Genomic DNA, 26,723 nt, shown 5'->3' on the forward strand with positions numbered 1-26,723 from the left:
TAGTAAAAGGATTTCATAAAGGTGATTGGAACTTTATTTCCAAGCACCCGCATTATCTTTTGCATACTGAGCAAAGGATAATGGATCTTTTCCTGTTAAGGTTTTAACCGTATCTAGGATAGGAGAAGCAAATCCTTCTTTTAAGGCACCGGCTATCATCACTAAAAACGCTGCATAGTCTTTGGTAAGTCCTGCAGAAACAAGAGAAGATTCAAAAACTTTTGGATCTACATCTACATATCCGATTGTTTTTCCACTTACTTTTGTTAAATGATTTGCAGCTTCATTATGATCGATAGATTCTGGTCCCGTCAATGTAAAGGCTTGGTTGTCATTTTTCGAAGATGTTAGTAATACTGCCGCTACTGAGGCAATGTCTCTTGCATCAATAAAGCTGGTTTTTGCACTACCACCTGGAAAATAAATTTTCCCATCTTGTTTGATTCCTGCAATCCAAAAGGTATGGAAGTTTTGCATAAACCAGTTAGGACGAATGATATTCCAAGGAATTCCTGCTCCTTCTAACAAAATCTCTGTTTTGCGAAATGGAGCTTCTGGTGGCGCATGATCGACTCCCATTGCTGTCATGAGAACCAATTTTTTTAAGCCAACTTGTTTTGCTTTTTCGATCCATGGGGAAAGAATTTCATATTGGTTGGTTTGGCCTGGAGGACTTAAAAAATAAGCCGCATCTACTTTTTCTAAAACTTCCAAACCTTTGGTAAGTTCGCTAGAATCAGCAAACACCCAATGTAAATTAGAGGTAGCTTTTTGAGTTTCCGGTTTTCTTGATCCAGCAAAGACTTCATGTCCCCCGTTTAATAATTCGGTTACCAGGTGGCCACCTACTAGTCCTGAGCCGCCATATACAAATACTTTCATAGTGAATCCTTGAATTCGGATATACATCCGTTATTGTTTCTATAATATACTCTGAAAAATCTAGACTGTCTATGTCGTAAAATATTAAAAAAATGTCCAATCGTATAAATTGATAGACATTGGGTAAATATGGAGAGAAATAGGGTCATGGATCTACTTTCTGACATCCTATCCTCCGCAGGCTGGAAAAACGACCTACTTTCCAAAGGGCAAATTTTTGATAGTTTTGGGTTTCACTTCCCATGTGAAAAGAGTGGCGGATTTCATGTGGTAACACAAGGCAGTTGTTATGCGAAGATAGGAAATACAATGATTCCTTTACATAAAGGTGATTTAATTTTTATCACCAGAGGAACCAATCACGAACTTTTATCAGATCCTAAAGCAAAAGTGGTAACTATTGAACGATTTTTAGGTGATAAAGAGATCCGTGTCAAAAAAGAAAATCCTGTCACTACTTTTGTTTCTGTTCGTTATGAGGTTCCTCCTGGTCCCATTCATCCTTTGTTTTTGGAATTACCAGAATATATCCATATACCATACGAAAACATCCAAGCCCACCATGCTTTAGGTGATATCATTCAAATCCTATCTCGAGAATTAGAACTAAATCTCGGAACCGATTTAATTGTACAAAGGTTAACTGATATTTTATTATACTATATGTTACGTATGTGGTTAAGCCAACATGTAGATTCCCACGTTGGTTGGGTCAAGGCATTTCATGACACACTGGTGTTGTATGCTTTAGAAAAATTACACAATGGATATAGTAAAGATTGGACCATTGAATCATTAGCCAAAGAAACAGGAGTGTCTCGTGCAAGTTTGGCAAATCGATTTCGTGAAGTTTTGGGAATTCCTCCTATGGAATACTTGGCAAAACTTAGAATGGAAAAAGCTAAACAATTATTTCAAAAAGGAAATATGGGTTTGGAAGAAATTGCACAAAATGTAGGTTATGCGTCAGCTTTTTCTTTTTCAAAAGCTTACAAACGAATTTTTGGCAATTCACCGAGTCGTGAGTGGAAACGAGTAGTGTAAAAGAATCCTTATGTTATCCAATTGGTTTTTTTTAGGTAAGTATTCAGGATGGCTTCGGAATACTTCTGCTGCTTTTCGAATTTTGGAAGTGTCGGCCATCATCGGTTTTATTTCTTTCCATCTCCCATCTAATTTCATTTGTTCTGAAAGTTTAAGATAAGATTTGATCCTTCCTGCCCTTGTGGCATAGGTGATTCGATTGGGACAATGACAGGGATTGTCTGCTTTTGTTAGGCTACATTCTTTTCCGAGAAATGTTTCCATTTGTTTTCTGGATCTCGATAACTTTTGGCGAAAAGCTTCTGGACGAATACTCATCACTGAGGCACCTTCCTCACTCGAAGTTTGGAACACTTCTCCTAAAAGATAAGCCATTCGGTAAGGTCGAGACAGACCTTGTAACATGGCATAGGTGCAAGCTACTTGGACATGTAAAACGAGTTCTGAAACTTTAGTTGAAGTTTCCTCATCTGTGAGGTGAGGTGGGAATTGAGTAGAAGGATTGTAAGTTCTTTGAGTCCGGTGAAGTTCTTCGCGAACAGCCCTTAAGTGAACTTTACGGCGTTCCATTTTTGATTTTTGAATATTAATTAAATGGTTACTGGCAATTCGATAGATCCAAGTCGATAGTTTACTTTCTTTGCGAAAACTCCCTAAGTTGGTAATCACTTTGACCAAAATTTCTTGGGTGGCGTCTTCCGCATCTTCCGGGTTCCATAAAAATTTCAATGCTAACGAAAATACTTTTGGTTGGAAGATTTGAATGAGTTCTTCCAATGCATTTGTTTTTCCGGCAAGGGAACTTTCTAATAGAGAAAGATGCGGGTCATCGATCATTTATTTTTATTTGCGATCCAATGTACGATGAGAGCGAGGAAGGCTGGCAAACCTTGCGAAAAAAGAATGGAAAACTTAGCAGTTGCCGATCCATAAATTCCTGCGATCACAACACAGACGAGAAAAAACAAAATAGTTTGGAATTGTTGTTTTTGGTCTTTGATAAAGATAAGAGCCCAAAAAAGTCCCGCAGCTAAAAAACCATTATAGAGGCCTTGGTTTTTAGCCAATTTGGCTGTGATTTCCGCAGTTTCCGGTGTGAGTTGGAATACTTTCATTCCAAACTCAGTTTTCCAAAGGAACATTTCCAAGACCAAAATGAACACATGTTCTACAGCAACAAAGCCAGTCAGGATGAGAGAAGTGAGTTTCATATAATTCTCCTAAAGAATTGTTTTCTTCTTGGGACAATTGATTTTACCGTTTGTGACAGAATGGGAAGAAAAAAATTAGAAAATTCCGCTCCTTTTGCTCTTTAAAGCTCTTCGTTTCCAGGTCGGGTGGAGATTTCCATCCGCCTTGCGGAGGTTAGAGTCGCAGCTGAATTAAATATAGAAAAAATGCTTACCATTCTTCCTGAACAAGCTTCCGCCTGGTTCATAACGAATCTCCCATTATTTCCACTTAAATCACCGGTACCTTCGTAGAAATGAATTTGGTTGAAGGCTCCTGTAGAAGGATTCATTCGTAATCTTGCTTGCCCAAGAGGATTTTGGACAGTTCCTGAAATAATCCCAGAGGAAATTCCTGTGAATTGACTACCATTATCAACGGTAAGTATGTTTCCTACTATCTCTCCTCGCGCAGTATTATAAATAAGATTAGCCGGAAGGACATCCGGTACGTTATAGCTTGTTGTTCCTAAGTATTGGCTCCAAATCAAATTGGTGGAATTTCGATCTATTTTTAAAAATTGATAGTTTCTTCTACCGGTGCTTCCTTGAAAGGGATGGATCGTGTTAGGTGTTGAGTCGGTTTGGTCTATTTTACCAGCAAGAAAGATTTCCCCGTTGCTCAAAAGTGCTTTTTGTATTTTGTAGGTTGTCGGAGAAAAAGTTGGACCGTAGTAACTTACTGCATCCCAACTAAGAGAAGAATTCAAAATTCCATAAAAACCTCTCCCTTCTGTTGTTCTTGGGTGTCCAGAGAATGAAATAAATTCATTGGAGGTTTCTCCTGCGATTAGAATTTTGTCAGCATAGGATTTGAAAAAAGTTGCTTCTGTGAATGAACCAGTGTTAGGTAAAAAACTTTGGCTGATTCCATTTCCACTTCCATCTACTAAGGCAATACCAATTTCTCTCTGACTTGCTAATGTTGCATTGGATGAAGTTGTCGGTGTTAGCAAACCAGGAAAATTAAGACCAGTGGAGTCAAACGTCGGTGTTGATGCTTCGGAAATACCTTGGAAAAGAATTGTTAGTTGATCTAGGTTTGTGACTGACATCGCATAACCTTTAGTAGTAAATCTTGTGTTGTCTTTATTCAAGTATCCTTGCCATACAATCTCACCAGAAAACTGATTGTACCTAGAAAGAAAAAAGGAGACTGTCGTGGTTTTTGGATTTAGAGTATTGGACCTTCCGGTTCCATTTACCAATGCAAATATACCCAGATCCCCATTGGAAAACTCGTCTACCGAAATCACATCAGGTTGAGGCCAATCTTCCACTCCGTAACTCATTTCTCCGATGTAGTCTAACCAAAGAATGCGTGAAAAACCTTTATCGATGACAAAAACAACTCCATTCAAAACTGCATTTTGGTGATTGCCATGGATTCCATTGGAGCCTCCATTCCAAACCAGTGGCTCTTGAGTCACGGCAGAGATCACTATATTACCACTCTTTAATACCTTTATCGAAAGCGGCAAAATTAAAGTATTCCCACTTCCCAATGGAAAACTTCCTCGAACATTGGGATTACATAGTGAATTCAGATATGTATTCCAAAGGGCTGTTTCAAAATAACTTTTTGATTTTGGATCACTAGGATTGTTTAAATCCAGTTTGCAAAAACTTAACGAAAAACAAATCCATAACAGACTAAAAAACAGAAAAGCAAACTTACGAATTCTTGAATGTTGAACCATTGTTTTTCCATTTCCATCAATCGCAAAAGAAGAATGGAAATTAATTATTGAATTTAGTTTTTAAAAGAGAACAGAAAGGAGAAGGTTTCTCAAGTCATTTGTGGGTTTTTACTAGAAAAATTACAGGAAATTGTGAGTAGTCCTAGGTTTCTTAAAATTAAGGCAAACTCACATTCTCGATAGAAATCTGAGTGGCTTCTATTGCTGGCGGAGGGGGAGCCGTTGTAAATTTTGTATAATTCAATCGAACCATTTTTCCGGAACATACCTCTCGAATTACCTCTGTACGCTCTAGTGGAGGTACTGCTAAATTGGAAGAATAATGAAATCGGTTGAAAGTTCCGGTGAAGGGGTTTACAAAAACATCTGCTAGTTGGTATGTTCCAGATCCATTACCGGAAATAAAATCCGGTGATGAAGTAAACGTACTTGTCGTTGTGGAAGTTTGCATCCTCACAAGTAATTGAGATGAAGAAAGAAAAATGGGTTCGGACTCGGATGTATCCAATACATCTTCAGCGGCATTTCCCAAAAAGGAATTCCATAGGACTGAACCATTCGCATTCAATTTAGTAAATACAAAATGTTTTATGGTTCCATCAGTAGTCACAAGCGGTTCTACCGGGCTACCATAGGTATAACGTGCTGGACCAATGACATAAATTGAATCATTCTGTACTAGAAAACGAGAAGAACCATAATTTTGTTCAGCGGTTATACCAAGGTATTGATACCATAGGATAGTTCCATCGGCTTCATTTACTTTCATTACAAATGGCATTTGGTAAAGATTATTGGGATGAGTGGTTCCAGCAGCACCTTGGGATGTAGTCCCTGTAATAAACAGTCCATTGGCGTTGGCTTCGGCTCCAAAGATAAAATCTCCACCAGCGCTTGTAAAATATCTTTGGAATAACATGGATCCATTTTCGTTGACTGACAAGTGGATAAAATCTGAGTCCGATCCGCTTCCAAGTGAGGTATTGCTAATTGCCGGTCCATCTACAAAGGATGCATAACTTCCAATATTCTCAATAAACACATGCAGGCGGTTCGATGAATCCATAGCAGAGACCACATAATCGCCAATACTAGCGGAATCTAAGTAGGTATACCAAACGCGGGTTCCATCTTCTCGAATCCTTCCTACAAATAAAGAAGCAACTCCAATTCCTGATTTTGCGTTGATGGGTGCAGGTTGCGATGCTCCTGTAACAATAAAAGCAACAGAAATGTCTCCATTCGAATATTTTCTTAATTTAGGTTTATTGACAACTTCTGAGACCGCGTCGCCAAGATAATCCACCCAAAGGATTTCTCCATTTGTATGAGAGACTCTCATTAAGAATGTATTCAAAGTAATTCCCGAGCTCCCCGCAAAAGCATTAGTGACTCCCGAAGAAGAACCTGGAACTAGATATTCTCTGGTAATTCCTGAAACCAAATAATCGCCATTGGATAATGTGATGATATCAGATCCCGTAGTTTTAAAAGTTCCGGTGCCATAAGTTTTTTTCCAGGTTTTAAAGTTTAAACAGGGATCAGATAATAAAAAAGCCCTTAACACATTGGTAAGAAAAAAATCTTGAGAAGTAGGGTCACTTGGATTATTGAGAATTAATTTGCAGGAAGAAGTGAATGTTAAAAAAACAAAAAACAAAAAAGAGAAAGATTTCATATACTTATATTAACAATCGAAATGAACCCTCTTCTCTATCAAAGAATAAATTGACTAAATTTGTAAATCAATCGCACGAAAGTAGACTGATTGGTATTCCGCCTTTCTTTTTTTCCAACTCCAATCTAATTTCATAATGTTTTTCACTACAATATCTCTCTCTGGAGAAAAAAATAAATCTCTGGCACGTTCTAATGCATATCCCAGCGAACCAGTGTCATTCGGTTCAAATACAATTCCTGTTTTGAATTGTATTAAACTGGATTCTTCTACAGTATCACGCAAACCCCCCACACGAGAAACAATGGGAATGGTTCCATACACATGGCTATACATTTGGTTCAGGCCACAAGGTTCAAAGAGGGAAGGCATTAGAAAAAAATCACTAGCGGCTTCGATTTTATGAGCCAAACTTTCATTATATCCTTTATAAAAATAAAATATATCAGGTAAGGATTCTGAAAGTTGAAAAAAAGAATTTTCCGTTTCAGGATCCCCTGAGCCGAGAACCACATAACGATGTGGTAGGTGGCGTCTATCTAAAAACGCTTTTAAGAATGTGGGAAATCCTTTCTGGTAAGTAAGCCTACCAATCAGGCCCACTAATGGAGCATCTAAAGGTAAAAATGGTCTTCCGATTTCTTTAAAAAGTTCTTCTTTGTTTTTTAATTTTCCTACTTTCCAATTAGAATCCTGGAAGGTATTGTATATTCGTTTGTCTTTTTTGGGATTCCATTCCTCTGTGTCGATTCCATTCAAAATTCCCGAATAGTCTCTGGCTCTTAGATTCAAACAATCACTCAGACCAAATCCATTGGGTTCTCTAAGTGTTTCTTCTCTATACCCAGGACTTACAGTAGTGATTTGGTTTGCAGAAAGGATTCCAGCTTTCATATAGTTGCACTTCCCATTATGGTCAAAGGGACTTGTGACTAAACGAAATGGTTCTTCTTTTAAAAATCCAGTCATCCAAAAAGGATGATCCCCTTGGTATGCTAAATTGTGAATTGTAAACACACTAGGAATGGGGAAAGGAGAATCTTTTTGTAAAGCAAGGGATATGGCTGTATGCCAATCATGTGCATGGAAAACATCCACTTTAAGAATTTGGCTTAATGCATAACAAGCATAAGAAAACATCGCAAACCGAAAGTGTTCTTCGGCATGTCCATAAATAGAGTCCAAGGTTTGGAATAGGTCCGATTGGAAAAAGTACAACTTGACTCCAGATTCTTCGGCTTCTAAAAAACGGGAATCCCGAAGCACTGATACGACTAGGGAATCTGTTTTGGCATCTTTTGGAAGTAAGGCTGGGTAATCTTTGCCCGTCCAGAGAGGCTCTTTCCCCAAACCACCAATGTAAGGTAATGCGACATAAACTTCTTCCGATTGGGCCTGTTCTTTGGTGAGGGAAGCAAGCATATCCGCAAGTCCACCCATCTTAATGTAAGGAAAATATTCTGCAGATGCATGGAGAATCTTCATTTTCTGTTATTGACACCGACTCGCAAAGTAAGAAGCTAGAAAAACACAAAGTGAAATCGAGGAGAGATCCATGTCAGTATCTACTAATCTGCGCGGCCTTGCTGAATTAGGCCTTAAACCGTCTGAAGTCTTCCATAACTTATCTTACGAAGAAATTTACCAGCACGAATTGAACAACAAAGAAGGCGTAACTTCTGATAACGGAACGATGATGGTAGATACCGGGATTTTTACGGGTCGCTCCCCTAAAGACAAATATTTTGTCGATGAACCTTCTTCCACAAACAACATTTGGTGGGGTCCGGTCAACACAAAGGTATCCGAAGCTATTTTCAATGAATTGTATGCTGAAGTAACTAAATTTCTCGATAACAAAAAACTCTATGTTTTTGACGGTCATGCCGGAACCAACGATGACACACGTATCTCTCTCCGTGTGGTTACTGAAAGAGCTTGGCAACACCACTTTTGCACTAATATGTTCCTTCGCCCGACTAAGGAAGAATTGGAAAAACTCCACCCAGAATTTACCATCATCAACGCTTCCGGTTACAAAAACGCAAAATACAAAGAACATGGCCTTAATTCCGAAGTATTCGTAATTTTCCACTTAGCTAAAAAGATCTGTATCATCGGTGGAACAGAATACGGTGGAGAAATGAAAAAAGGGATTTTCTCCGTTATGAACTACTACCTACCGTTAAAAAACGTGCTTACAATGCATTGTTCAGCTAACGTGGGTAAGGACGGAGACAGTGCACTATTTTTTGGTCTATCCGGAACAGGAAAAACCACTCTTTCCACTGACCCGCACCGCAAACTCATCGGTGATGACGAACATGGTTGGGACAACAATGGAATTTTCAATATTGAAGGTGGATGTTACGCAAAAACCATCAACCTAGATCCAAAAACAGAACCTGAGATCTATGCAGCCATCCGTCGTGATGCTCTTCTCGAAAACGTAGTTTTCGATGCGGCAACAAAAAAAGTAGATTATTCTTCTGCAGCAAAAACTGAAAACACAAGAGTATCTTACCCAATCTTCCATATCGACAACATCCAACCTGGATCGAAAGCAGGTCACCCTAACACTGTGATCTTCCTTACTTACGATGCTTACGGTGTTCTTCCAGCGGTTTCTAAACTTTCTATCGAACAAGCGATGTATCACTTCCTTTCTGGATACACAGCTAAGGTGGCAGGAACTGAACGCGGTGTGAAAGAACCACAAGCAACTTTTTCTGCATGTTTTGGTCAGGCGTTTATGACACTTCACCCAACATACTACGCAAAGTTACTTGGTGAAAAAATGAAAACTCACAAAGTAAACGCATACCTAATTAACACAGGTCTTGTGGGTGGAAAGTATGGGGTAGGAAAACGTATGAACCTTCCTGCTACTCGCCAAATCATCAATGAAATCTTAAACGGTAACATTGAAAAATCCGAGTTCGAAAAACACCCTGTATTCCAAGTTTCTTTTCCTAAATCGGTTAATGGTGTGGATTCTCATATCCTAAACCCACGTAACGCTTGGGAAAACAAAGAAGAATACGACAAAACGGCAACTGACCTTGCAAAACAATTCATTGAGAACTACAAAAAATACCTCACTGGTTCCAAAGAATTTGACTACAGCCAATACGGTCCCGTAGCGTAAAAAAGTTAAAGTTGTCTGAATCAAACTTCACCGACTTGCGTGTGTGAGTCGGGAAGTATGAAAATTTCAAATGCGAGAAGCCACTCAAAAAGGTGAAAACCTACGAGTGGCTTTTTTTTGTCTTTAGAAATTTTGGATGAGTAGGAACGAGGCGATGTTGATCCCTACCAGATGATAGGCGCTAGAAATAAGACCATATAAGATTGGTTTGGGAATATTTGGATTGATTGCAATAGTAAACGTATTGGCAGACAAATATCCAATTCCAATGAATACTCCCCACTTGAGTGCATCAACCGTTTGGTGTATATGTAATGCAGAAAATAATATTGCTGTTGTTATTAAAATGACCAGAGTACAAATTCCCGGACCAACGACAAATATCATTGTTAACGGTTGTTCTTTCTCATTTTCTTTTCCTAGGGAAACTCGATATAATTTTTTGAAGAAAACCGTAAACCAAACATAACCTAGAAAAAAATAGGCAAAAAATGCCGAGATTACAGAGATCCAATTCAAACTTAAAAATATTTCTAACATAAACAATCTTCCTTTGATAGATAAGTATTTCATCTTTATAGCGGATTTTTTTAAGGAGGGATTGTAAAAAATCAAGGTGGGGGATTTTTTTTAAGTCAAAAATTCTGTCGGTGTTTGTCCTGTGAATGATTTAAAATCTTTGATAAAATGTGATTGGTCGAAATACCCAAAATCATAAGCTAATTTGGTAAAAGAATTATACTTTTGGATTTCTCGAATTGCGGAATTCATTCGGATGATCGATGAAAATTGTTTCGGAGTGTTCCCGATCACCTCTCGAAATTTTTTTTCAAAGGTATCGATACTTAAATTCAAAACGGAAGCAATTTCTTTGATCTTAATTGTACCTTGTGAATGCTTCATTTGAGATATCGATTCTAAAATTCTTAGATCAATGTTTTTATTTTTGATCGTTTTTAATAAAAAACTTTCGATATGATCAATTTTTGAATGATTGTCTTTAGTATCTTGTAATTTTGAATGAAGGTCATCTAATTCAGTTTTATCCAATAGATCATATCCAGAAATTCCGATATCATTCAATTCATACATAGACATATTGAGCAAAGAAAATGCTCCCCATGGTTGGAACTTAATAATAATGATCTCGGTTCCTTTAGATAGTGTATTGTGTTTTACTGTTTTTCTAAGTCCCGATAAGGAGATGGAGGGTAAAGTTTTTAGATCTGATTGGATCCGATAATGATGATTCCCTTTGAGTTTAATCGTTAGAACAAATGAGTGGTGTGGAATGACCGATTTATTAAAATCTTCATCACATTGAATTAATAGATAATTTTCAATATAGGGGCTGAGCTGTGATTGCGGCTTGTATTCAATGACAGTGGGGATCATGAGAATTGATCCCAATCAAACAGAGTTTCATCCTTTGTAAAGAATTTTCCTTTCGGTTTGTTTATGGGCCAGACAATCTGTATCCCAAAAATATAGGAGCTTCGAGTATCAATGTGTATTTGAAATTCCAAAGTAGATGGAATGGTGGGTATCAATCAAACGATTGTATTTGTTTTCTGTTGTTATATAGAGCTCATTGATTGCTCCAAGATAAGTATAATTAGTTTGATCAAAATGAATGGATCGAATTTTCGATTGGTTTCGATTGAATCCAACATAAAGTTTTAAATTTTCATAGAATTGATAGGAAAGTGAAATCTCTGCTTGAAACCCTAATATCTCTGTAATGTTATTTGGATTTGTTTTTGATAAATAAAAGTATGGTCCAGGTCTATTTTCATAATACATCATACTACTAACTCTCTGGTTTACATAATTCCTATTTCCATAAGTCACATAAGGATCAAAAGCTAGATTTAATTCTAAACCATCCACCAATTGGATTTTACTTCGAAGTGGCAATGAGATACCATAAGAATTGATCTTATCTGAATAAATGTTAGAGAACTCTTCAAAATTTTGATTTTTGTAAAAACGATCTATCTTTAAGATTCCAAATCCAAAATAGAATAATTCATTCTCTAGTGGATAGTAGAAAAAATTAAATCGAAACTCTTGTCTTTGAATATTCCCATAGGTGAAAGTGGTTGGGGAAGCATTTGGACCAAAAAAGACACCTTTAAAATATGGGTTATTTAGTTTTACATCAATCATTGAAAACTCATAACCAATTTTGCTACTAGCGTTTCTATATTTAAAGAAAGGCAAATACACCAAGTCTTTGTTGTTTTTTAAATTCGATTGTGACTGTCTTAGACTGGAATTTGTTTCGTAAGGAAAATAAGTGATGTTTTGAGCTTTCAGTCCATATTCAAATGTAGCTGTTTGAGTTTTGGTTTCTTGTGCATTTAAAATCGATGTAGATATCAGGAAGATACTAATTATTGTTTTGAATTTCATTGGACCTATTTTGTTTAGAAACTAATAATTTCGCATGAATATGCAAAAAATTTAATGTAGTTGGTTCCCTCTTAAGGGGACAACTAATTTTCATTAGTCTAAGTAAAAAGTTTGAATTTACCGCTAAAAATGTTTTTAAATTGGGTTTCCACCGTTTTTAACGGTCTCGAAGAGGATAACAGTTGTGATTTGGAGCATTTCAAAAAAACATGGAGGAAATTACTTATAAACTCAAAAATACGTTGACATGAGTATATTATGTATATTCAATATATGCCAATCCTTGAAAAATTTGATTCATCTAATCCTTCTCCTAACAGTCTTTTCTTGTGTAAAACGTGAAAAGGAAAAATCATTTTATGAACAATTTCCTGGATATCTCAATCCGATCCTTGCAGAATCGAGTGCTTGTTCGGCGGCAGCGGATGCCTATCCGACAAACGCCTATCCCTGTTATTTAAAATCAGAAGATCCTATTTTCTATCGTTATGATACAAATGTTTTTATCGATCCAAGCACAACCTCAGTGCCCCAAGGAACTCCGATCGGTTGTCGGTGTAGGATCAATGCTAATACGAATCCATATGGATTCAATTTGTTCAATCGTATTGAAGACTATCCGGATAATGGCGTATCCCCGATTCCCTTCCATCTCAAAGTTACTATAGACGGTCTAAATTGGTATATTGATTCACTGGCTTCAGGGAATGTTATCGTATGTTTGGATCGTACAGGGACTTGCGGTGGCAAGAAAGTTTACCAAAAGCTTACCATAGAATGATATCTTTGATTTTTTCTATTTCTTAAACGGCATCTCACCCAAATAATCTTTTTTTCCAATTTCAATTCCGTTATGCCTTAAGATCGCATAGGCGGTTGTTATGTGGAAATAAAAATTAGGAATCGCATGTTGGGTGAGGTATTCTAATCCTGTTAAGTATTTTCCTTCCCATCTTGGTTGGGATACTTTGATTTCGGAAACCAACTTAAAATCTTCCTCTTTATAAGTATCTAAGTATTGGATTACAGAATTAATTCTATGTTTTAGTTCCTCTAAGTTTGTTTCAGAATCTTCGTGAGCGGGAGCCTCTTTTCCTGAGATTCGAGCAACACAAAGTTTGGCAGTATCACAAGCAATTTGGATTTGTTTAGTTAGTTGGAATTGGTCAGGAAAAAGTCGTGAATTCAATAAATTTTCAAAAGGAAATTTTTTGGTAACAGAATGGGCTTCTGCTTTTTCTAATATTTTAATTAAATTCCCAAGGCCTTTTTTAAAGGATTGGATGGAGATTTGATATATGATGGATTCATTCATTGTTCTACTCAAATAGGAGCGACTGTTTACGCAATTCATTAATCCATTAATTTCTTTCCTATTTTCTTTAAGGCTTCTTCTATTTTAGGAATAGAACTGGGACCAAATCCGTGCAGTTTAAGAAGGTCTTTTTTGGAATAACGTGAAATATCTTCTAGTTGCGAAATTTTGAGTTCCACCATTAGAGCTCTCTGTGCCGGTGCTCCAAGAAAACTTAAGAAATTGGGTTCATTCTTTTTCATTTTTTTCCCTTCAGTTAAATTTCAGTTAAAAATAATTTCTTAAAATCTGAAAATATGAACTGAGTAAAAATAAAAAACAAACGGCAATCCAGACCATTCTACCGTAAGAAATAGGTTTATACACAGGTCTAAGTTTTAAAATTTTATCCCAATGTGTTGTTCCATTTCTGTATAAGTAGTAGAAAGTAAATAATGCGAATAATATGGAAATTTTTGGAAGTAATAAACCCAATCCAAAACAGCATACATAAACTGATCGATATAGAATTTTTTGGAAAGGAATTTTATGGTTCTCTTCTTCTTTTGATATTAAATGAATATTGAATATTTTTTTTCCTAAACTCCCGTCTGCAAAAAATTGAAATGAAGAATCGTATACTATGAAAACTAAAACGGTAACAATGTGCGATAAAATTTGAACTTCAACAATTCTATCAACATTTATCAGAAAGAAATCTAACAAATAGTAGGAAGCAATTTCTGCTATTTTAATATCGAATACTTTGGCAAGGAGTCGAGAGGTATAGTGGTTGCTCGGTTTATTGCTCAAGTTAGTTTGATTTCCTAGATGGAAACTCCTCCAGACAAAACCAGCTCTAAAAATCCAAAGTTTTGAGAAGCGCGGTTAGAACCACCACTGGTGAGAACATCGGTAAGATCGATATAACCACCTTTGCCGCCTAATTCTAAAAAATAAGCTCTCGAAAATTCATAACGAGTCGCAACATATCCAGAAACTCCGTATCCGGAAAGATGGAAATTATTGTTTTGTCCTTTTCCTAACACGCGTACGTCGCTACGACAAACCACTGGTCCTCCTCCGATTGTAGATACCAAACTAACACCACTGAGTCCATCGGAAGATGTATAAAGAGGAGTGATCCACCCAAAGTCTAAAAACAAATAATTCAATCCATCGGTATGTTCGTACTTGAGAATGTCAGGTGTTAAGGCAATGGTTTGGTCCCCACCATGATAACCTGACATTTCCTGCACATGCCCAGGAAAAAGATAAATAAATGCAGCCGCTTCTGGAGACAATGCCAATTGGTTTTTCGCAATTACACCTGGGTCGATGTAACCGGAATACTTCACCGGCTGGCCTGGTGTGACCACATACTTCATATGGTCTTGGCCGAATGCCAAAAAGAATCTGTCAGTGAAGAAATAACTAATCTTTAGATTGTATTGGGGGATTTCAAATTTAGAAGGATTGAAGTAAACTTCTGGTTTAAAAGATTCCGGTTTATCTTTTGCGTTCACATCTTTGAGAGTATACTCGTATCCGGGGCCGCGAAAATTTATATCACTTTGCGTATAATAACTTCGATTGTAACCCCACTGGAAATTCCATCGGCCCTTTTTATCATGAATGGTAAGGGATGAACTGTTTTCATCGGACCAAATGGATGGACTCAAAAATAAGCAGAGTAAAACAAAGTAAAATTTATATTTTAAAGAAACAAACATTTGTTTGTTTATAGACTTAGACAAATTATACATAAAGCCATATTCTAGATTGGCGTCAAAATAGAATAGGCGAATGTATGTTTGGTTCCGAAAAAGAAGAAGTTTTATAAGTAGGGATTAATACTATATTCAGTTTCTTCCATTTCGGCCGACAAAATATTTTTGGATTAGTTCTTCCTTAATAACTACCTCCACTTCCCCCTCCCCCAGAGGAACCACCACCAAAACTTCCGCCACCACCTCCGCCGCCTCCAGAAGAACCGCCAGAGCTACTTTTTTGTTTTTTGGGAATGGTTTCGTATTCCACCGCACTGTGTTTGCAATGGGCACAGGTCCTTTTCACTTCTACCTTTCCGGAACTGCTGTAAGTGGCTTCGCTAATGATTCTGCTAGATTTACAAACAAAGGTTTCAAACTTACATTCGGGACAAGACTTGATCTTACGAAAAGACGTTCCTTTATAAATATATTCAGGGTTGATACTTGGAAATTTAAGTATGGTATTGGCATCGCATCCTGAACAAACCCATACATCATAATCAATGGAATTTACAATTTCTTCGGAGATTTGACCTTTCGACAAATGGATGTTATCCTCTTCTTCCGAAAGTTTGGTCATTGCAGTTCCACATTTTTTACAATTTCTAGGAATGTTTCTAATTTTTAATAGTCTTTCGTTTAACTTTCGCAGACGTAAGTCACCCCAAAAGATGGCATAAACAACGATGAAGGCTATAGTTAAGAAAATCGAAATGGGAAAAATCGCATCATCTAAGAATTGAGAAAGTATGGTAATGGTAAATACAATCGGAGCTATTATGACACCATAGAACAAGGGGAAGTCTGTTTTATGTACGATTTGGTATTTAGCAGTCGGTGAAGGAATGATCCATACAATGATTCTTTGTAAAAGATGCAATAGTATAAAAATAGAGATGTAGCCGAAGATAAAATATTGTCTGTAACGGAGACTATCTTCTTTTTCAATCCTCTCTAATTCGGTTGATTTTTCTGCCCACAACCTGGATTCTTCATCATTTAAAAAATAATTGGATGTAGTATTGTAAGTATCAATAGTCCTGTCTAAGATTTGTTTTTCTTCTTCACTCAGTTGGGTATAAGCTTTGCCTTGGTAATCGTAGTAATCCGTTCTTTCTGGTATGGCCTGTTCAGCAGCTGCTTCCTGAGTTGAATCCGAAACGGAATCAGTGTTTGTATCTGAAAGGAGCTGGTCTACTTCAAGTTCGGGGTGGTTCAATTTTTTAATCAGGGCTGCTACTGTATCTGCATGTCCTTTTTGAAAGTTGTCTGCTTTGAATGCGGGAATTGTATATGTATCAATGATTCGTTTGACTATTACATCCGGAAGGTCACCTTCCAGTCCATAGCCGATTTCAATTTCCACTCGCCTTTGGTCGATGACATGGAGGATGAGAATTCCATTGTCTTTATCTTTTTTTCCAATTTTCCAATAGTTGAATAGTGCCACTGCAAAATCCTTTGGCACATAACTCTCAATTGTTGGTAAAGTGACTACGGCGATTTCTAATCCTGAAGAAGCTTCCTCTGCATTGATCATTTGGTCAATGGATGCCGTGTCTGTTAATACTCCGGCACTATCTTCCACCCAACTGTTTCGGACAGTTTTTGGGTTTGGTACCTTGGACACAAGAGTATCAATAGGCTCCTCGTTGGTTGGGGAACAAGAAAAGATAAGGAGAAGCGACAGTGTTACTATTTGAATTCGTAATAATTTAGGAAAGTATAAGGGGTTTTGGTTGAGTGGGAATTTCACGACCGCTAAACTGTAGAAGGTCTAATTCGTTTGTCAAGTCAGACATTATGGGGCAAGTTGATCGGTATGGAAAGTAAAAAGGCTACTTTATAACCCTGGACATCCTGAACAGGTAAAAGAGATCTTTGTACTCGCAGTTAATGCTCGACCTGATTTGACATTAATTCCTGGTCCAAATGAAATTGAATAGTTGAAAGCATTGACTAATGCATTTGCTGGGAGAGAAAGATCAATTTTTCTTTCTGATACACCCACTGTAGGTAAGAAAAAAATTGTTTGAGTCTGGATGATGTTTTCGGTAATCCATGTGCCAGGATTCGAGGCATTAATATCTAATTCTTCAGAGAACGTAAAAGAAAAACTAGTAATAGAAGATGTTAGGTCTTCTCCATCTGCAGGAATGGAACTTACAAGGAAAAAATAGGGAGATGAAGGAGGGGATGCGAGAACTGCTAATAATCCAGCACCTGCTACCTCCTGTTCTTCCTCAACGGTAGGATTTACAACCAACTGCACTGCAGGGTTAAAGTAACAGTTTCCAAGTATCATCCATAAACTTAAGAAACTAAGTAAAGTTGGTAAACTAAGATTTCGGTTCATAAGAATTGGCTCCGCTGGCAATTGTGACTTTTTCACTTAAGGAATGAGAAGCCTTGGGTAAAAGTATCCAAGGGACTAATGGTACAGGATTCGAGGATGTGTTGCAAGAAATTTATTTACAAGACTTAGGCAGTAAACCGAAGACTTGGGAGGAAAATCTACTACTCTTATCAGATTAAGATTTTGGATCGGCTAATGAAGTATTTGTTTGTTCTTGAAACTCTCGGAAAATAATCTTTCTCTCAAATTTTTATATTTTAGTGAAATAGTCGTATTTCTAATTATTACATTGATTTCCCTAGGGCCGTTTTCTGACGGTATAAAAATCAATTGAGTAAAAACATTGTATGCGCAAAGTGATCGATCAAAACTTTCTTAACTGATTACGGATTATATTGATAATCAAATCGAATGGTTCTTTGCGTTAATGGTTTTCCTGTGGCAGACAAAATTCCGGGTTTCAACGTTAACTCGTAAATAGTCATACCACTCATGCTCATTGGTGCGATCGTTAAAGTATTTCCTGAAACACTCATAAAATTATCAAATGATCCTGTGGGAGAAATAGATATATTTTGAGAAATCCATTCTGTCACTAACGGGCCTGTTTCTAAAGCAGAAATCGGAGGTTCGCTAAAAGTAAACACATACTCACTGAAATAACTAGCGACAATTGCATTATGTTTTGGGCTAGAGTCTACCAACTCAAAAAAGTTAGCTATATCATTTGCATTTATTGTACCCAATCCCGTTATTTCCAAACCTGGAGGAGCACCAAAAGTTGAATAAGTAATATCGGTTGGATTTCCGACGGTTAAAGTAAATTCAAAAAAATACAATTCATCCCTATACACAGTGAAAGGAAAACTGCCTGATTGGTAAGGAAGATAAAACCTTCCTCCTGCATCCGTCCGATAAGGGGAAGTTACCGATTTTGTTTGAGCCAATGTAGAACCGATTTGCAAAACAAGACCGGAAAGAGCGACCCCATTGGGATCACGGATCTGGCCAGTCATGAGAAGGTTAGAGGTTCCTTGTGCGAGGCCAAGTAGACCAAGGGATACATTGCTACTTTTTTCTTCTACCGGATTCAAAAGTCCATTCACGATCGGATTGAAGTAACAGTTCCCAAGTATCATCCATAAACTTAAGAAACTAAGTAAAGTTGGTATACTAAGATTTCGGTTCATAAGAATTGACTCCGCCGGCAATGTGATTTTTTTAATAAAGGAATGAACTGCCTTGGGCAAAAGAATCCAAGAAGTTAACTTTACAGGATTCGAGGATGTGTTGCAAGAAATTTATTTACAAAAGATAGATGTTTTTGTGGATTCACAAAAGTTAACGATTGTATTTAAATGCACTATGCATTTGCATTTGATTGAAGTTTACTTAAGAATACAAGCGCTATACCGAAAAGAATCAATATTGATGCTATAAATATTCTTAACGTTAATGGCTCATCGATGAAAATAATTCCGCTTATGGAGGTAAAGACAGGGACAATTAGTTGGACAACAGAAGCATTGCTTGATTTTAACAATGGCAATACAGAATACCAAATTGCATAACCCGCACCAGAAGCAAGTGCACCAGATAAAACTGCTAATAAAAGTCCTTGGCTATCAGAATAGCTATTATTTAACATAAAAATATTCAATACAATTGAAAATGGAACCGCTTTTATAAAGTTACCCGAAGTGGTGCTGGTTGGATTTTTGGAGCTTCTTCCGTGCAATGAATATATTCCCCAAGCGACGCCAGCGGTAATCATAAAAATAGAGTTTAATAAAGATGGTGACTTTACTCCAGGGATTAATAAGAAAAGAAGTCCACCAAATGCTAATAGAATTCCAATTATTTTTGCAATACCTAACCTTTCCCCCTTCCAAATTCCGAATCCAATCATCGTGATTTGAACGGCGCCAAATAACAAGAGTGCTCCTGTTGCTGCCGTTAAACTGACATAAGCAAAAGAAAAACAAGCAGCATAAATGAATAATGCAAAGGCAGATTTCCAGTTGCCCGAAATTTTAGTTTTTTTCTGAGTTATTAACACTAATATCCAGAGAAAAACAGCTCCAGATAGCAATCTTATGCTTGTAAAACTCGATGCATCAATTTTGGATCCTTTAAGCGCCAATCGACATAGTAGGGAATTTGCTGCAAAAGCAGTTAATGATAATAAGGTGAAAGCGAATATGCGGATTTTAGACATTGATTGTAAACATAACCAAATTATCAAATAATTTATCTTTAGACTTTAATCGCCATCCTAATTTAGTATAATAAAATTCATAAAGAATAGTGAAGTTTTTGAATTTTGCACCTAACTCCAAATAAATGAAGTCTCTTCAATTACAAGAATAATTCTCCAGTCACAAATAGGATTGTAGTTGGCTTAATCGATTTTCCCGTAACAGATTTGATTCCGGAATTTAAGGTAATAGTATATAGAGTAGGTGCTGTGATGGTTCCATTATTAATCATGATTTGCACATTGTTCTTTGAAATGCTGGGGGATAACAATGTTATACTTGGGTTCACTAGGAAATTTTCTGCGACCCACAAAGTTTGATTGGAAGGCATTTCAATATCCTCAGAGAAGGTAAAGGCAAAACCTCCGGAAATCAAACTAAAATTTCCATTATCAATCAATAACCCGTCATACGGCATGGACGATACCAATTCTAAATACACAGGTGCCTCAGTATCTAGATTATAAACATCCAAACTTTGTATTTGGTAAGCTGAATTATCAACAGAAAGAACAGTTGCCGAAAACGGAGTAACCTGCAATAGGATGTTTACAATAGTACCTGCATCAGAAAATTGCAAAGATTGAAATCCCGTTGAAATACTAAGATAGAATCTTCCTGCTGTATTGGTGGTTGAAGAATTAGTTTGGCTTTTGGCAGAAAAAGATGGGTCCATTGCCTTGATCTCAACATTCCCAAGGGCAATCCCTGCTTTTTTGATTTGGCCTGAAATATTAACAAATACTGATTGGCCACCGATTCCTACAGCTAACCCAAGCAAGGCGGAGGAATCAGTTTCTTCTACCTTAGGGTTGAGTAATCCATTTACCAAAGGATTGAAGTAACAGTTTACTGTAGAAATCAAAAAAACAAAACCTATAAGAATAGGCCTTCGAATCAGATGGAGAGGTTTCATATAATCTCCTTTCTATTACTTTCTTTTCTTCAAAGATTCTAAATCTTTCTCTAGTTGTTCTAACTCGTATTTTTCTTCTGCTTCTTTGAGTTCTTGTTCGGTTTTGATTTGTTCTACAGCTTCGTCTTTGATTCGTTTGATTTCAGAATCAGAAACCATGCGGTATCCATTTCCCTCGCAAACGTCGACTACGATCGTCTTACGAGTGACTGTGATTAAAAATCCACCAAGTAGGGTAACGGCCATGTCTGTCCAGGTGGAAGTTTGTTTGATGCGCACTGGACGATTGTCTTTTGGCAGGAGAACATTCCAATCTGGTTCTTTGAAGCGGAGACCACCAAATAACCAAAAGTATTCTGGATACTCATGAAAGGTTTGGCATTTAGCCGAGTCTGGTGCAAGAGTAATCATGTTCCCATCGGCAACGGAACCGAGAACAAAGGAATCCCTAAGGCTATGTGTCACTACGTCGCCACCTTCTTCGTTTGCTTTCCTTTCTGATTCTTGGCGTATTAGTTCTTCTCTGCGTTTGCGAATCTCTTCTTGTTTGGCAGCGATCGCTTTTTCTTTTTCAAGTTTTCGTTTTTCTTCTTCTTCTTTACGAATTGTTTCTTCTTCAGATTCCGCTAAATCTTTGTAAATAATTTTCAAAACGGTTTTTTTGGAAATGACCATGTGTTTTCCATTTTGTGTGTCCACTTCGACACTATCCACATTTTGATTGGTGACAATTCCTTTGATGGATTTGCCTTGTTTGAGAAGGATGGTTTGAACTGCACTTAAGGGAGAAATGAAATATAAAAATATAATTAAGGTTAGTTTTAAGTTTCGCATTTTTTAGGTCCGTTCTTAGTATTTGCCCTATAATATTAGGAATTAGAATCATTTGCAATACCGAATTTTCTTGTTTTGTGGAAATACTTCAAGAAATGTTCGATGACCAAGGTCACAGAGGTTATACTTCCACCAAACATATCCGACCAAAGATGGAAAGTTATTGCCAAGGCTCCGCTAAGAAATAAGTATATTGTGCTCTTTGCAGGTATTCTATTTGATGATGTTTTTATTTTAATAATGAACCATTGGTATTTTGAAGGGGTAGGATGAAAGAAGATCAAAAAATGCATAAAGTTCTACATTCTGTCCATTTATGGGGCATTGCTGTGGGGCTTGTTATTTCAGGCGACTACTTTGGCTGGAACTTTGGATGGTCCAAAGCTAGTTTTTGGGAATTCAGTTTTGCGGTAGGATGGATTGCAACTTTCTATGTACTATTTGCACTCTGTTTTACCGAACTGGCAGCAAGTATTCCACAGTCCGGAGGTCCTTCTGCTTATGCAAAACGGGCACTCGGCGATTTATTTGGACTGATCACGGGGTATTTGGTTCTTGTGGAATTTTTACTGGCACCTCCTGCCATAGCTTCGGCCCTCGGAGGTTACATCCATTTTCTTTTCCCCGTAATACCAGCATTTGGTGCCGGTATTGTGATGTTTTGTTTGTTGTTATTAATTAACCTAACCGGTATCAAACAAACTGCTCGGTTTGAACTTTTAGTAACCATCGTTGCCGTATTTGGGCTTTTGTTTTATTTGGCATTCCTTACGCCTTATGTTTCCTTCGATCGAATTCCGAATTTTCCTAAAGTCAGCTCCCTATCATGGAATTCTGTATTTCTTTCTATACCTTTTGCCATCTGGTTTTTTTTGGCAGTGGAAGGAGTTGCTTTAGCCTCCGAAGAAGTTCGAAATCCTGCAAGGGACATTCCCATTGGATATACTGCTGGAATATTTACATTACTTTGTTTGGCGGGACTTATCTTTGTTTTTACCGCTTCTGTCGTTGATATCAAAGAAATTGCTGAATTGGATTATCCTTTATCTTATGTATTACAGAAGTTATATGGAAAAGATGAAATCTGGCCGTTTGTATTTACGTTCATTGGTTTGTTTGGACTTGTAGCTTCCTTATTCGGAATCATACTTGGAAACTCACGTTTGATTTATGCGATGGCAAAAGAAGGATATTTACCAACCTATCTTTCAAAACTGAGTCATGGTTCATTGGTTCCCCAAAATGCAGTGATTAGTGGCGGGGTTTTGGGTATTTTTTGTATGTGTTTTTTAAACACTGCGGAACTCATCACCATATCGGCATTAGGTGCTTGTGGTATGTACCTTTTGAGTCTAGTCTCTTATTTTGTACTGCGTAAAAAAGAACCAGAGATGGTAAGACCTTATAAAGCTCCGTTTTACCCTGTGTTACCTGGAGTTGCACTGATTCTTGGAATTGTGGCTTGCGGTTCGGTTTGCGTTTCTGAACCTGATTTGGCGCTTGGGGTTTTAGGATTTGGAGTTGTATTAGGAATCGGTTACTACTTAAAACTAAGGAAAACCTAACTTCCAAATTCAGTTTTTGTTCTTTCTTTTGCGTCTCTACAACGTTCTAAAAACAACCTCGAGACAGAATCATCGGGGTTTTTATCCAAAAGTTTTGAAAATCCATCCAAAGCTTCTTCAAAATCGTCTCGTCGGAAGGCATCCAATGCTAAAGTATAATCATCTTTAGAAGAAATGAGTCTGGATGCTTTTTCGGGTTCGTATCCATCCAAAACTTCCACAACAAAAACGGATTCGGTTTTACCTTTGATTGCGACTCGGTCAAGAAGCCTATAGTGGTAACCTAATCCTTCGGAAGCTTCAATAAAAGTATCTGCACTGATCACAATACGAGAAGAAAAGAGTTTGGTGATACCTTCAATACGCGAAGCTAAGTTGACGGCATCGGAAATTACGGTTCCTTCCATCCGCTTGTGTTCACCTAAGATACCTAAGGTGAGATTTCCCGTATGGATCCCGATTCCCACTTCGATAGGGATATATCCACAGTTCGCTCTATGGCCATTATAAATGCGAATGGCATCTTGCATTTCAACAGCTGCTTTTACGGCATCATTGATATCGTAAGGAAACAATGCCATAACAGCATCACCAATGAATTTATCGATAAATCCATTGTTGTGCCTAATGATAGGACCTACTCTTTGTAAGTAACTATTCAAAAAATCAAAGTTTTCTTTTGGAGTGAGTGTTTCTGAAAATTCAGTAAAGGACCTGATATCTGCAAAGAGTATTGTCATTCTTTTTTGGACCTGGTCGCCTAAGTCCACGTATCTGATATCGGTTTTACCTAAATGGTATAAAAACTCTGTGGGAACGAAACGACTAAAGGAATTGCTTAGTTGTTTTTGTTCTTGTGCAAACTCCAGAGTTTTTGTCATGGTTTGACGAACAGTCCGTCCAAAGGTCATGACTTGTAAAAATACAAAGATAACCACACTCGCAGGAGCTATGTAGGTTGTATGGATATAAGATTCTGCATGAAGGACATCATTGGTTGCAGCAATAAGTACCAAAAGCATTCCTAGTAATAATGGTTTGGATTCCATTCGTTTTTTTTGGTAAGCCCGATACAAATAAGTAAAAATAATCATTCCATTGGCAACGAAAGCAATGGGGTAGATAGATGCAGTTTCTGTAAAATAAACAGGAGGTAATAAAAGTCCAATCGTTAATACTGAGGAAAGAGTATAAAAGAAAGTTCCCATTTTTTTAGAAAAATCTTCGGGAAAAATAGTATAAAAATAATGATAGAGTAGTGGAGCAGACCAGTACCAAGAAACATATTCCAATCGTAATAGAAACCAATAAGGAAGTTCAGCAAATTCTAATAGAATTCGTTCTCCAGTAGAGATGGTCCTTAGTAAAACTGCTAATGAAAATAAAAAGATTCCAATGGTATGTTTGCCATCACGATTGTAAAAATACATTACCAAAAAGAAAAAGCCCACAAAGGCAAGGATCGAAGATAACATGGTTTCGTTGATCTTTCGTTTGGTGAGTCGACTTTCTGCTTTTGTGTATGAAGAAATGACAATGTCATTCCAAATCCCACCCTTTCTATGTACATAGTTGGCAACATAAAGATCGATAGTGATTTCTGAAGTTTGTGGTAAAACTACGATGGTAGATTTTACTTGTGGGGTATATTCGTTTAGATTGGATCCAGGTTTTCCTGATCCACCTAAATACTTTCCATTGGCATAAATAGCGTACGAAGTGTCCTGCTCATAAACAGTGAGAGCCATGGTTTCGCGAAGATTTTCATCCAGTTTCAACTTGATTCTGAAACTAGCATGACCAAATCCACTAAGAGAACCATAATCCATTTTGTAACCATTCCAATGTTTGGGCAGGTCTAATAACAAATCAGAATCTGATTCTTGTATTTGCGAAGGTGCTGTGTTCCAGAAAAATTTCCATTCTCCATTCAGTGCAACAAAAGGTTGGTCCGAAAACGAATGTTGGCTAAGATCTAAATACCCTTTCTTTGTTTCTGCTTTGACATTCCTTTCCTCTGAAAGACAACCGAGGTGGAATAATAGGAAGATAAGAAAGAGCTTTTTCATTTAGGCTTGTCGTTTCGGGAATACCGTATAATCTTGAAGCTTTGTAAATTTGACTTCGTCTCGTTTGTAACCAAGTAATCCTTCTAAGGTCTGATAACGATTCATACCCATGCTGATTTCTACGTCTTGGCCTGTGAATTGTCCTGGGTGTTCGTATCCACAAGAATGTGCTAAACTTAAGAGTTCTTTTCGAAACCCTTGGATGTATTTTGCCGCACGTTTTCCTTTGATCTCTGGATCCACACCGCGTTGTAACCACCAATTCTGAGTGGCAACACCGGCCGGACAATGGTCCGTATGGCATTTCTGAGCTTGGATGCAACCAATGGATAACATGGCTTCTCTAGCCACATTGATGAGGTCACAACCCATGGCAATCGCAACCACTGCGCGATCAGGAAAACCTAATTTTCCGGAACCAATCCATACAATTTGTTCGGACAAACCCTGACTTTGGAAGAGGGTATAGACTCTTTGGAATCCAATTTTAAAAGGTAAGGAAACATGGTCAGCATAGGTAAGGGGGGCAGCACCTGTTCCACCTTCTCCACCATCGATCGTGATGAAATCAGGACCTTGTGAACTTTGTTTCATTTCACGTGCAAGTTCTTCCCAAAATTCAATTTCACCCACCGCACTTTTGATCCCTACCGGGAGACCTGTACCGTTAGCAATGGTTTCAATGAATTGAATGAGTTCTTTTACATTGGTAAACTCACTATGGGAGTTAGGTGAAATACAATCCTTACCTTCTTCAACATGACGGATGGAAGCAATCTCTGCATTTACTTTTTTAGCAGGTAGAATTCCGCCTTTACCTGGTTTGGCGCCCTGTGATAATTTTATTTCAATCATCTTGATGCAAGGGTTCAAACCCACTTTCTCTTTTAAAACATCCAAACTAAATTTTCCGGAATGGTCCCTGGCACCAAAGTAACCAGTTCCAATTTGCCAAACGATATCAGCTCCTTCTCGATGGTAATTACTTAATCCACCTTCCCCTGTGTTATGATAAGCACCGGAATCCCTAGCACCACGGTTGAGTGCCATAATTGCATTTTTTCCAAGAGACCCAAAGGACATTGCAGAAATGTTTATAATGGAATAGGGACGATAAGGGAATTTTCGTTTAGTGCCAATGACTTTCAAACAGGGAATACAACTTGCATCTTTGTTATGGATGAATGCATTTGCTTCTGGATAAGGGAAAGCTTTGTGTTTGATGATGGGGTAACCTGGTTCGTATTGGATTTCAGTGGTTCCAAATCCAAAGTTACTATTCTGGCCTTTAGCAGTTGCATAAATCCAACTACGTTCGGTTCGATCAAAGGGACGTTCTTCTTTATCATGGGCAACCCAATACTGTCTGAGTTCCGGTCCGATCATTTCTAAAAAATAACGAAGCCGTCCAACAATAGGAAAGTTTCTCTGAATCGTGTGCGTTTTTTGAGTGATGTCTCTTAAGAAAACTAACACAAGAAACAAAAACAAACCAATTAGTGTGGAGGATAAGGGATAGGTGTCAATCCAAGTAAGTATCTGGTCCATATGGGGTGCGTCCAT

At 37.5% G+C, this 26,723-nt stretch carries 25 protein-coding genes; 4 read left to right on the forward strand and 21 right to left on the reverse strand.

Going from position 1 to position 26,723, the window contains the following annotated elements:
• Positions 1 to 33: 33 nt before the first annotated feature.
• Positions 34 to 882, reverse strand: a complete 849-nt coding sequence (locus LEP1GSC203_RS07430) for an NAD(P)H-binding protein (protein ID WP_002973387.1) — start codon at positions 880 to 882, stop codon at positions 34 to 36.
• A 147-nt stretch (positions 883 to 1,029) separates the two neighbouring features.
• On the opposite strand from LEP1GSC203_RS07430, the gene LEP1GSC203_RS07435 reads away from it, so the two are divergent.
• Positions 1,030 to 1,926 (forward strand): AraC family transcriptional regulator, encoded by an 897-nt coding sequence (locus tag LEP1GSC203_RS07435; protein WP_002973411.1) that lies wholly within the window; start codon positions 1,030 to 1,032, stop codon positions 1,924 to 1,926.
• Here the strand turns inward: LEP1GSC203_RS07435 and LEP1GSC203_RS07440 are convergent.
• From LEP1GSC203_RS07440 to LEP1GSC203_RS07460, 5 genes are all read right to left on the reverse strand, one after another.
• Complete coding sequence (locus LEP1GSC203_RS07440) at positions 1,894 to 2,763, reverse strand: RNA polymerase sigma factor (protein ID WP_002973551.1); 870 nt, start codon at positions 2,761 to 2,763, stop codon at positions 1,894 to 1,896. The genes LEP1GSC203_RS07435 and LEP1GSC203_RS07440 overlap by 33 nt on opposite strands.
• The gene (locus LEP1GSC203_RS07445; RefSeq protein ID WP_002973298.1) at positions 2,760 to 3,137 is read right to left on the reverse strand and encodes a DUF1304 domain-containing protein; all 378 of its coding nucleotides are present in this window, start codon (positions 3,135 to 3,137) and stop codon (positions 2,760 to 2,762) included. The genes LEP1GSC203_RS07440 and LEP1GSC203_RS07445 overlap by 4 nt, the downstream gene beginning before the upstream one ends.
• 101 nt (positions 3,138 to 3,238) lie before the next feature.
• Entirely contained in the window at positions 3,239 to 4,855 is a 1,617-nt protein-coding gene (locus LEP1GSC203_RS07450) for a hypothetical protein (protein ID WP_002973241.1), read from the reverse strand.
• A gap of 157 nt (positions 4,856 to 5,012) precedes the next feature.
• On the reverse strand, positions 5,013 to 6,533 hold the full coding sequence (locus LEP1GSC203_RS07455) for a hypothetical protein (RefSeq protein ID WP_002973495.1): 1,521 nt from the start codon (positions 6,531 to 6,533) through the stop codon (positions 5,013 to 5,015).
• 54 nt (positions 6,534 to 6,587) lie between these two features.
• Positions 6,588 to 8,018 carry a glycogen/starch synthase gene (locus LEP1GSC203_RS07460; RefSeq protein ID WP_002973468.1) on the reverse strand — a complete coding sequence of 477 codons (1,431 nt, stop codon included), beginning with the start codon at positions 8,016 to 8,018 and terminating at the stop codon, positions 6,588 to 6,590.
• Between the two features lie 70 nt (positions 8,019 to 8,088).
• On the opposite strand from LEP1GSC203_RS07460, the gene pckA reads away from it, so the two are divergent.
• Positions 8,089 to 9,681, forward strand: coding sequence for a phosphoenolpyruvate carboxykinase (ATP) (gene pckA / locus LEP1GSC203_RS07465; protein WP_039937478.1), 1,593 nt, complete (start codon positions 8,089 to 8,091; stop codon positions 9,679 to 9,681).
• A 123-nt stretch (positions 9,682 to 9,804) separates the two neighbouring features.
• On the opposite strand, the gene LEP1GSC203_RS07470 is transcribed toward pckA, so the two are convergent.
• From LEP1GSC203_RS07470 to LEP1GSC203_RS07480, 3 genes are all read right to left on the reverse strand, one after another.
• Positions 9,805 to 10,254, reverse strand: a complete 450-nt coding sequence (locus LEP1GSC203_RS07470; protein ID WP_232225828.1) for a DUF1761 domain-containing protein — start codon at positions 10,252 to 10,254, stop codon at positions 9,805 to 9,807.
• A 57-nt stretch (positions 10,255 to 10,311) separates the two neighbouring features.
• Complete coding sequence (locus LEP1GSC203_RS07475) at positions 10,312 to 11,091, reverse strand: helix-turn-helix transcriptional regulator (RefSeq protein WP_232225829.1); 780 nt, start codon at positions 11,089 to 11,091, stop codon at positions 10,312 to 10,314.
• A 93-nt stretch (positions 11,092 to 11,184) separates the two neighbouring features.
• On the reverse strand, positions 11,185 to 12,096 hold the full coding sequence (locus tag LEP1GSC203_RS07480; RefSeq protein WP_002973475.1) for a hypothetical protein: 912 nt from the start codon (positions 12,094 to 12,096) through the stop codon (positions 11,185 to 11,187).
• A gap of 292 nt (positions 12,097 to 12,388) precedes the next feature.
• Here LEP1GSC203_RS07480 and LEP1GSC203_RS07485 point away from each other — a divergent pair, with 292 nt between their 5' ends.
• On the forward strand, positions 12,389 to 12,877 hold the full coding sequence (locus tag LEP1GSC203_RS07485; protein ID WP_156808578.1) for a hypothetical protein: 489 nt from the start codon (positions 12,389 to 12,391) through the stop codon (positions 12,875 to 12,877).
• Positions 12,878 to 12,892: 15 nt separating this feature from the next.
• Here LEP1GSC203_RS07485 and LEP1GSC203_RS07490 read toward each other — a convergent pair whose 3' ends face one another.
• The 10 genes from LEP1GSC203_RS07490 to LEP1GSC203_RS07535 form a co-directional block, all read right to left on the reverse strand.
• On the reverse strand, positions 12,893 to 13,399 hold the full coding sequence (locus LEP1GSC203_RS07490) for a DUF1993 domain-containing protein (RefSeq protein ID WP_408605596.1): 507 nt from the start codon (positions 13,397 to 13,399) through the stop codon (positions 12,893 to 12,895).
• A 50-nt stretch (positions 13,400 to 13,449) separates the two neighbouring features.
• Complete coding sequence (locus LEP1GSC203_RS07495; RefSeq protein ID WP_002973294.1) at positions 13,450 to 13,653, reverse strand: helix-hairpin-helix domain-containing protein; 204 nt, start codon at positions 13,651 to 13,653, stop codon at positions 13,450 to 13,452.
• A gap of 25 nt (positions 13,654 to 13,678) precedes the next feature.
• Positions 13,679 to 14,203 (reverse strand): RDD family protein, encoded by a 525-nt coding sequence (locus LEP1GSC203_RS07500; RefSeq protein ID WP_002973528.1) that lies wholly within the window; start codon positions 14,201 to 14,203, stop codon positions 13,679 to 13,681.
• Positions 14,204 to 14,217: 14 nt separating this feature from the next.
• Entirely contained in the window at positions 14,218 to 15,156 is a 939-nt protein-coding gene (locus LEP1GSC203_RS07505; RefSeq protein WP_002973435.1) for a hypothetical protein, read from the reverse strand.
• 145 nt (positions 15,157 to 15,301) lie between these two features.
• The gene (locus LEP1GSC203_RS07510; RefSeq protein WP_039937581.1) at positions 15,302 to 16,750 is read right to left on the reverse strand and encodes a TPM domain-containing protein; all 1,449 of its coding nucleotides are present in this window, start codon (positions 16,748 to 16,750) and stop codon (positions 15,302 to 15,304) included.
• 255 nt (positions 16,751 to 17,005) lie between these two features.
• Positions 17,006 to 17,518: an Ig-like domain-containing protein gene (locus LEP1GSC203_RS07515; protein ID WP_002973286.1), complete on the reverse strand. Its 513-nt coding sequence runs from the start codon at positions 17,516 to 17,518 to the stop codon at positions 17,006 to 17,008.
• 383 nt (positions 17,519 to 17,901) lie between these two features.
• Complete coding sequence (locus LEP1GSC203_RS07520; RefSeq protein ID WP_039937487.1) at positions 17,902 to 18,708, reverse strand: Ig-like domain-containing protein; 807 nt, start codon at positions 18,706 to 18,708, stop codon at positions 17,902 to 17,904.
• A 173-nt stretch (positions 18,709 to 18,881) separates the two neighbouring features.
• Positions 18,882 to 19,736: a DMT family transporter gene (locus LEP1GSC203_RS07525; protein WP_039937489.1), complete on the reverse strand. Its 855-nt coding sequence runs from the start codon at positions 19,734 to 19,736 to the stop codon at positions 18,882 to 18,884.
• A 140-nt stretch (positions 19,737 to 19,876) separates the two neighbouring features.
• Positions 19,877 to 20,692 (reverse strand): hypothetical protein, encoded by an 816-nt coding sequence (locus tag LEP1GSC203_RS07530; protein ID WP_002973290.1) that lies wholly within the window; start codon positions 20,690 to 20,692, stop codon positions 19,877 to 19,879.
• A gap of 15 nt (positions 20,693 to 20,707) precedes the next feature.
• Complete coding sequence (locus LEP1GSC203_RS07535; RefSeq protein ID WP_002973219.1) at positions 20,708 to 21,526, reverse strand: LA_0442/LA_0875 N-terminal domain-containing protein; 819 nt, start codon at positions 21,524 to 21,526, stop codon at positions 20,708 to 20,710.
• A 269-nt stretch (positions 21,527 to 21,795) separates the two neighbouring features.
• Between LEP1GSC203_RS07535 and eat the strand changes: the two genes are divergently transcribed.
• The gene (gene eat / locus LEP1GSC203_RS07540) at positions 21,796 to 23,091 is read left to right on the forward strand and encodes an ethanolamine permease (protein WP_002973522.1); all 1,296 of its coding nucleotides are present in this window, start codon (positions 21,796 to 21,798) and stop codon (positions 23,089 to 23,091) included.
• Here the strand turns inward: eat and LEP1GSC203_RS07545 are convergent.
• A complete protein-coding gene (locus LEP1GSC203_RS07545) occupies positions 23,088 to 25,160 on the reverse strand; it encodes an adenylate/guanylate cyclase domain-containing protein (RefSeq protein WP_002973474.1) in 2,073 nt (690 codons plus the stop codon). The two genes, eat and LEP1GSC203_RS07545, sit on opposite strands and share 4 nt — an antisense overlap.
• A complete protein-coding gene (locus tag LEP1GSC203_RS07550; protein WP_002973248.1) occupies positions 25,161 to 26,723 on the reverse strand; it encodes an FMN-binding glutamate synthase family protein in 1,563 nt (520 codons plus the stop codon).

Origin of the sequence: Leptospira terpstrae serovar Hualin str. LT 11-33 = ATCC 700639 (genome assembly GCF_000332495.1) — a bacterium.
Classification (GTDB): domain Bacteria; phylum Spirochaetota; class Leptospiria; order Leptospirales; family Leptospiraceae; genus Leptospira_A; species Leptospira_A terpstrae.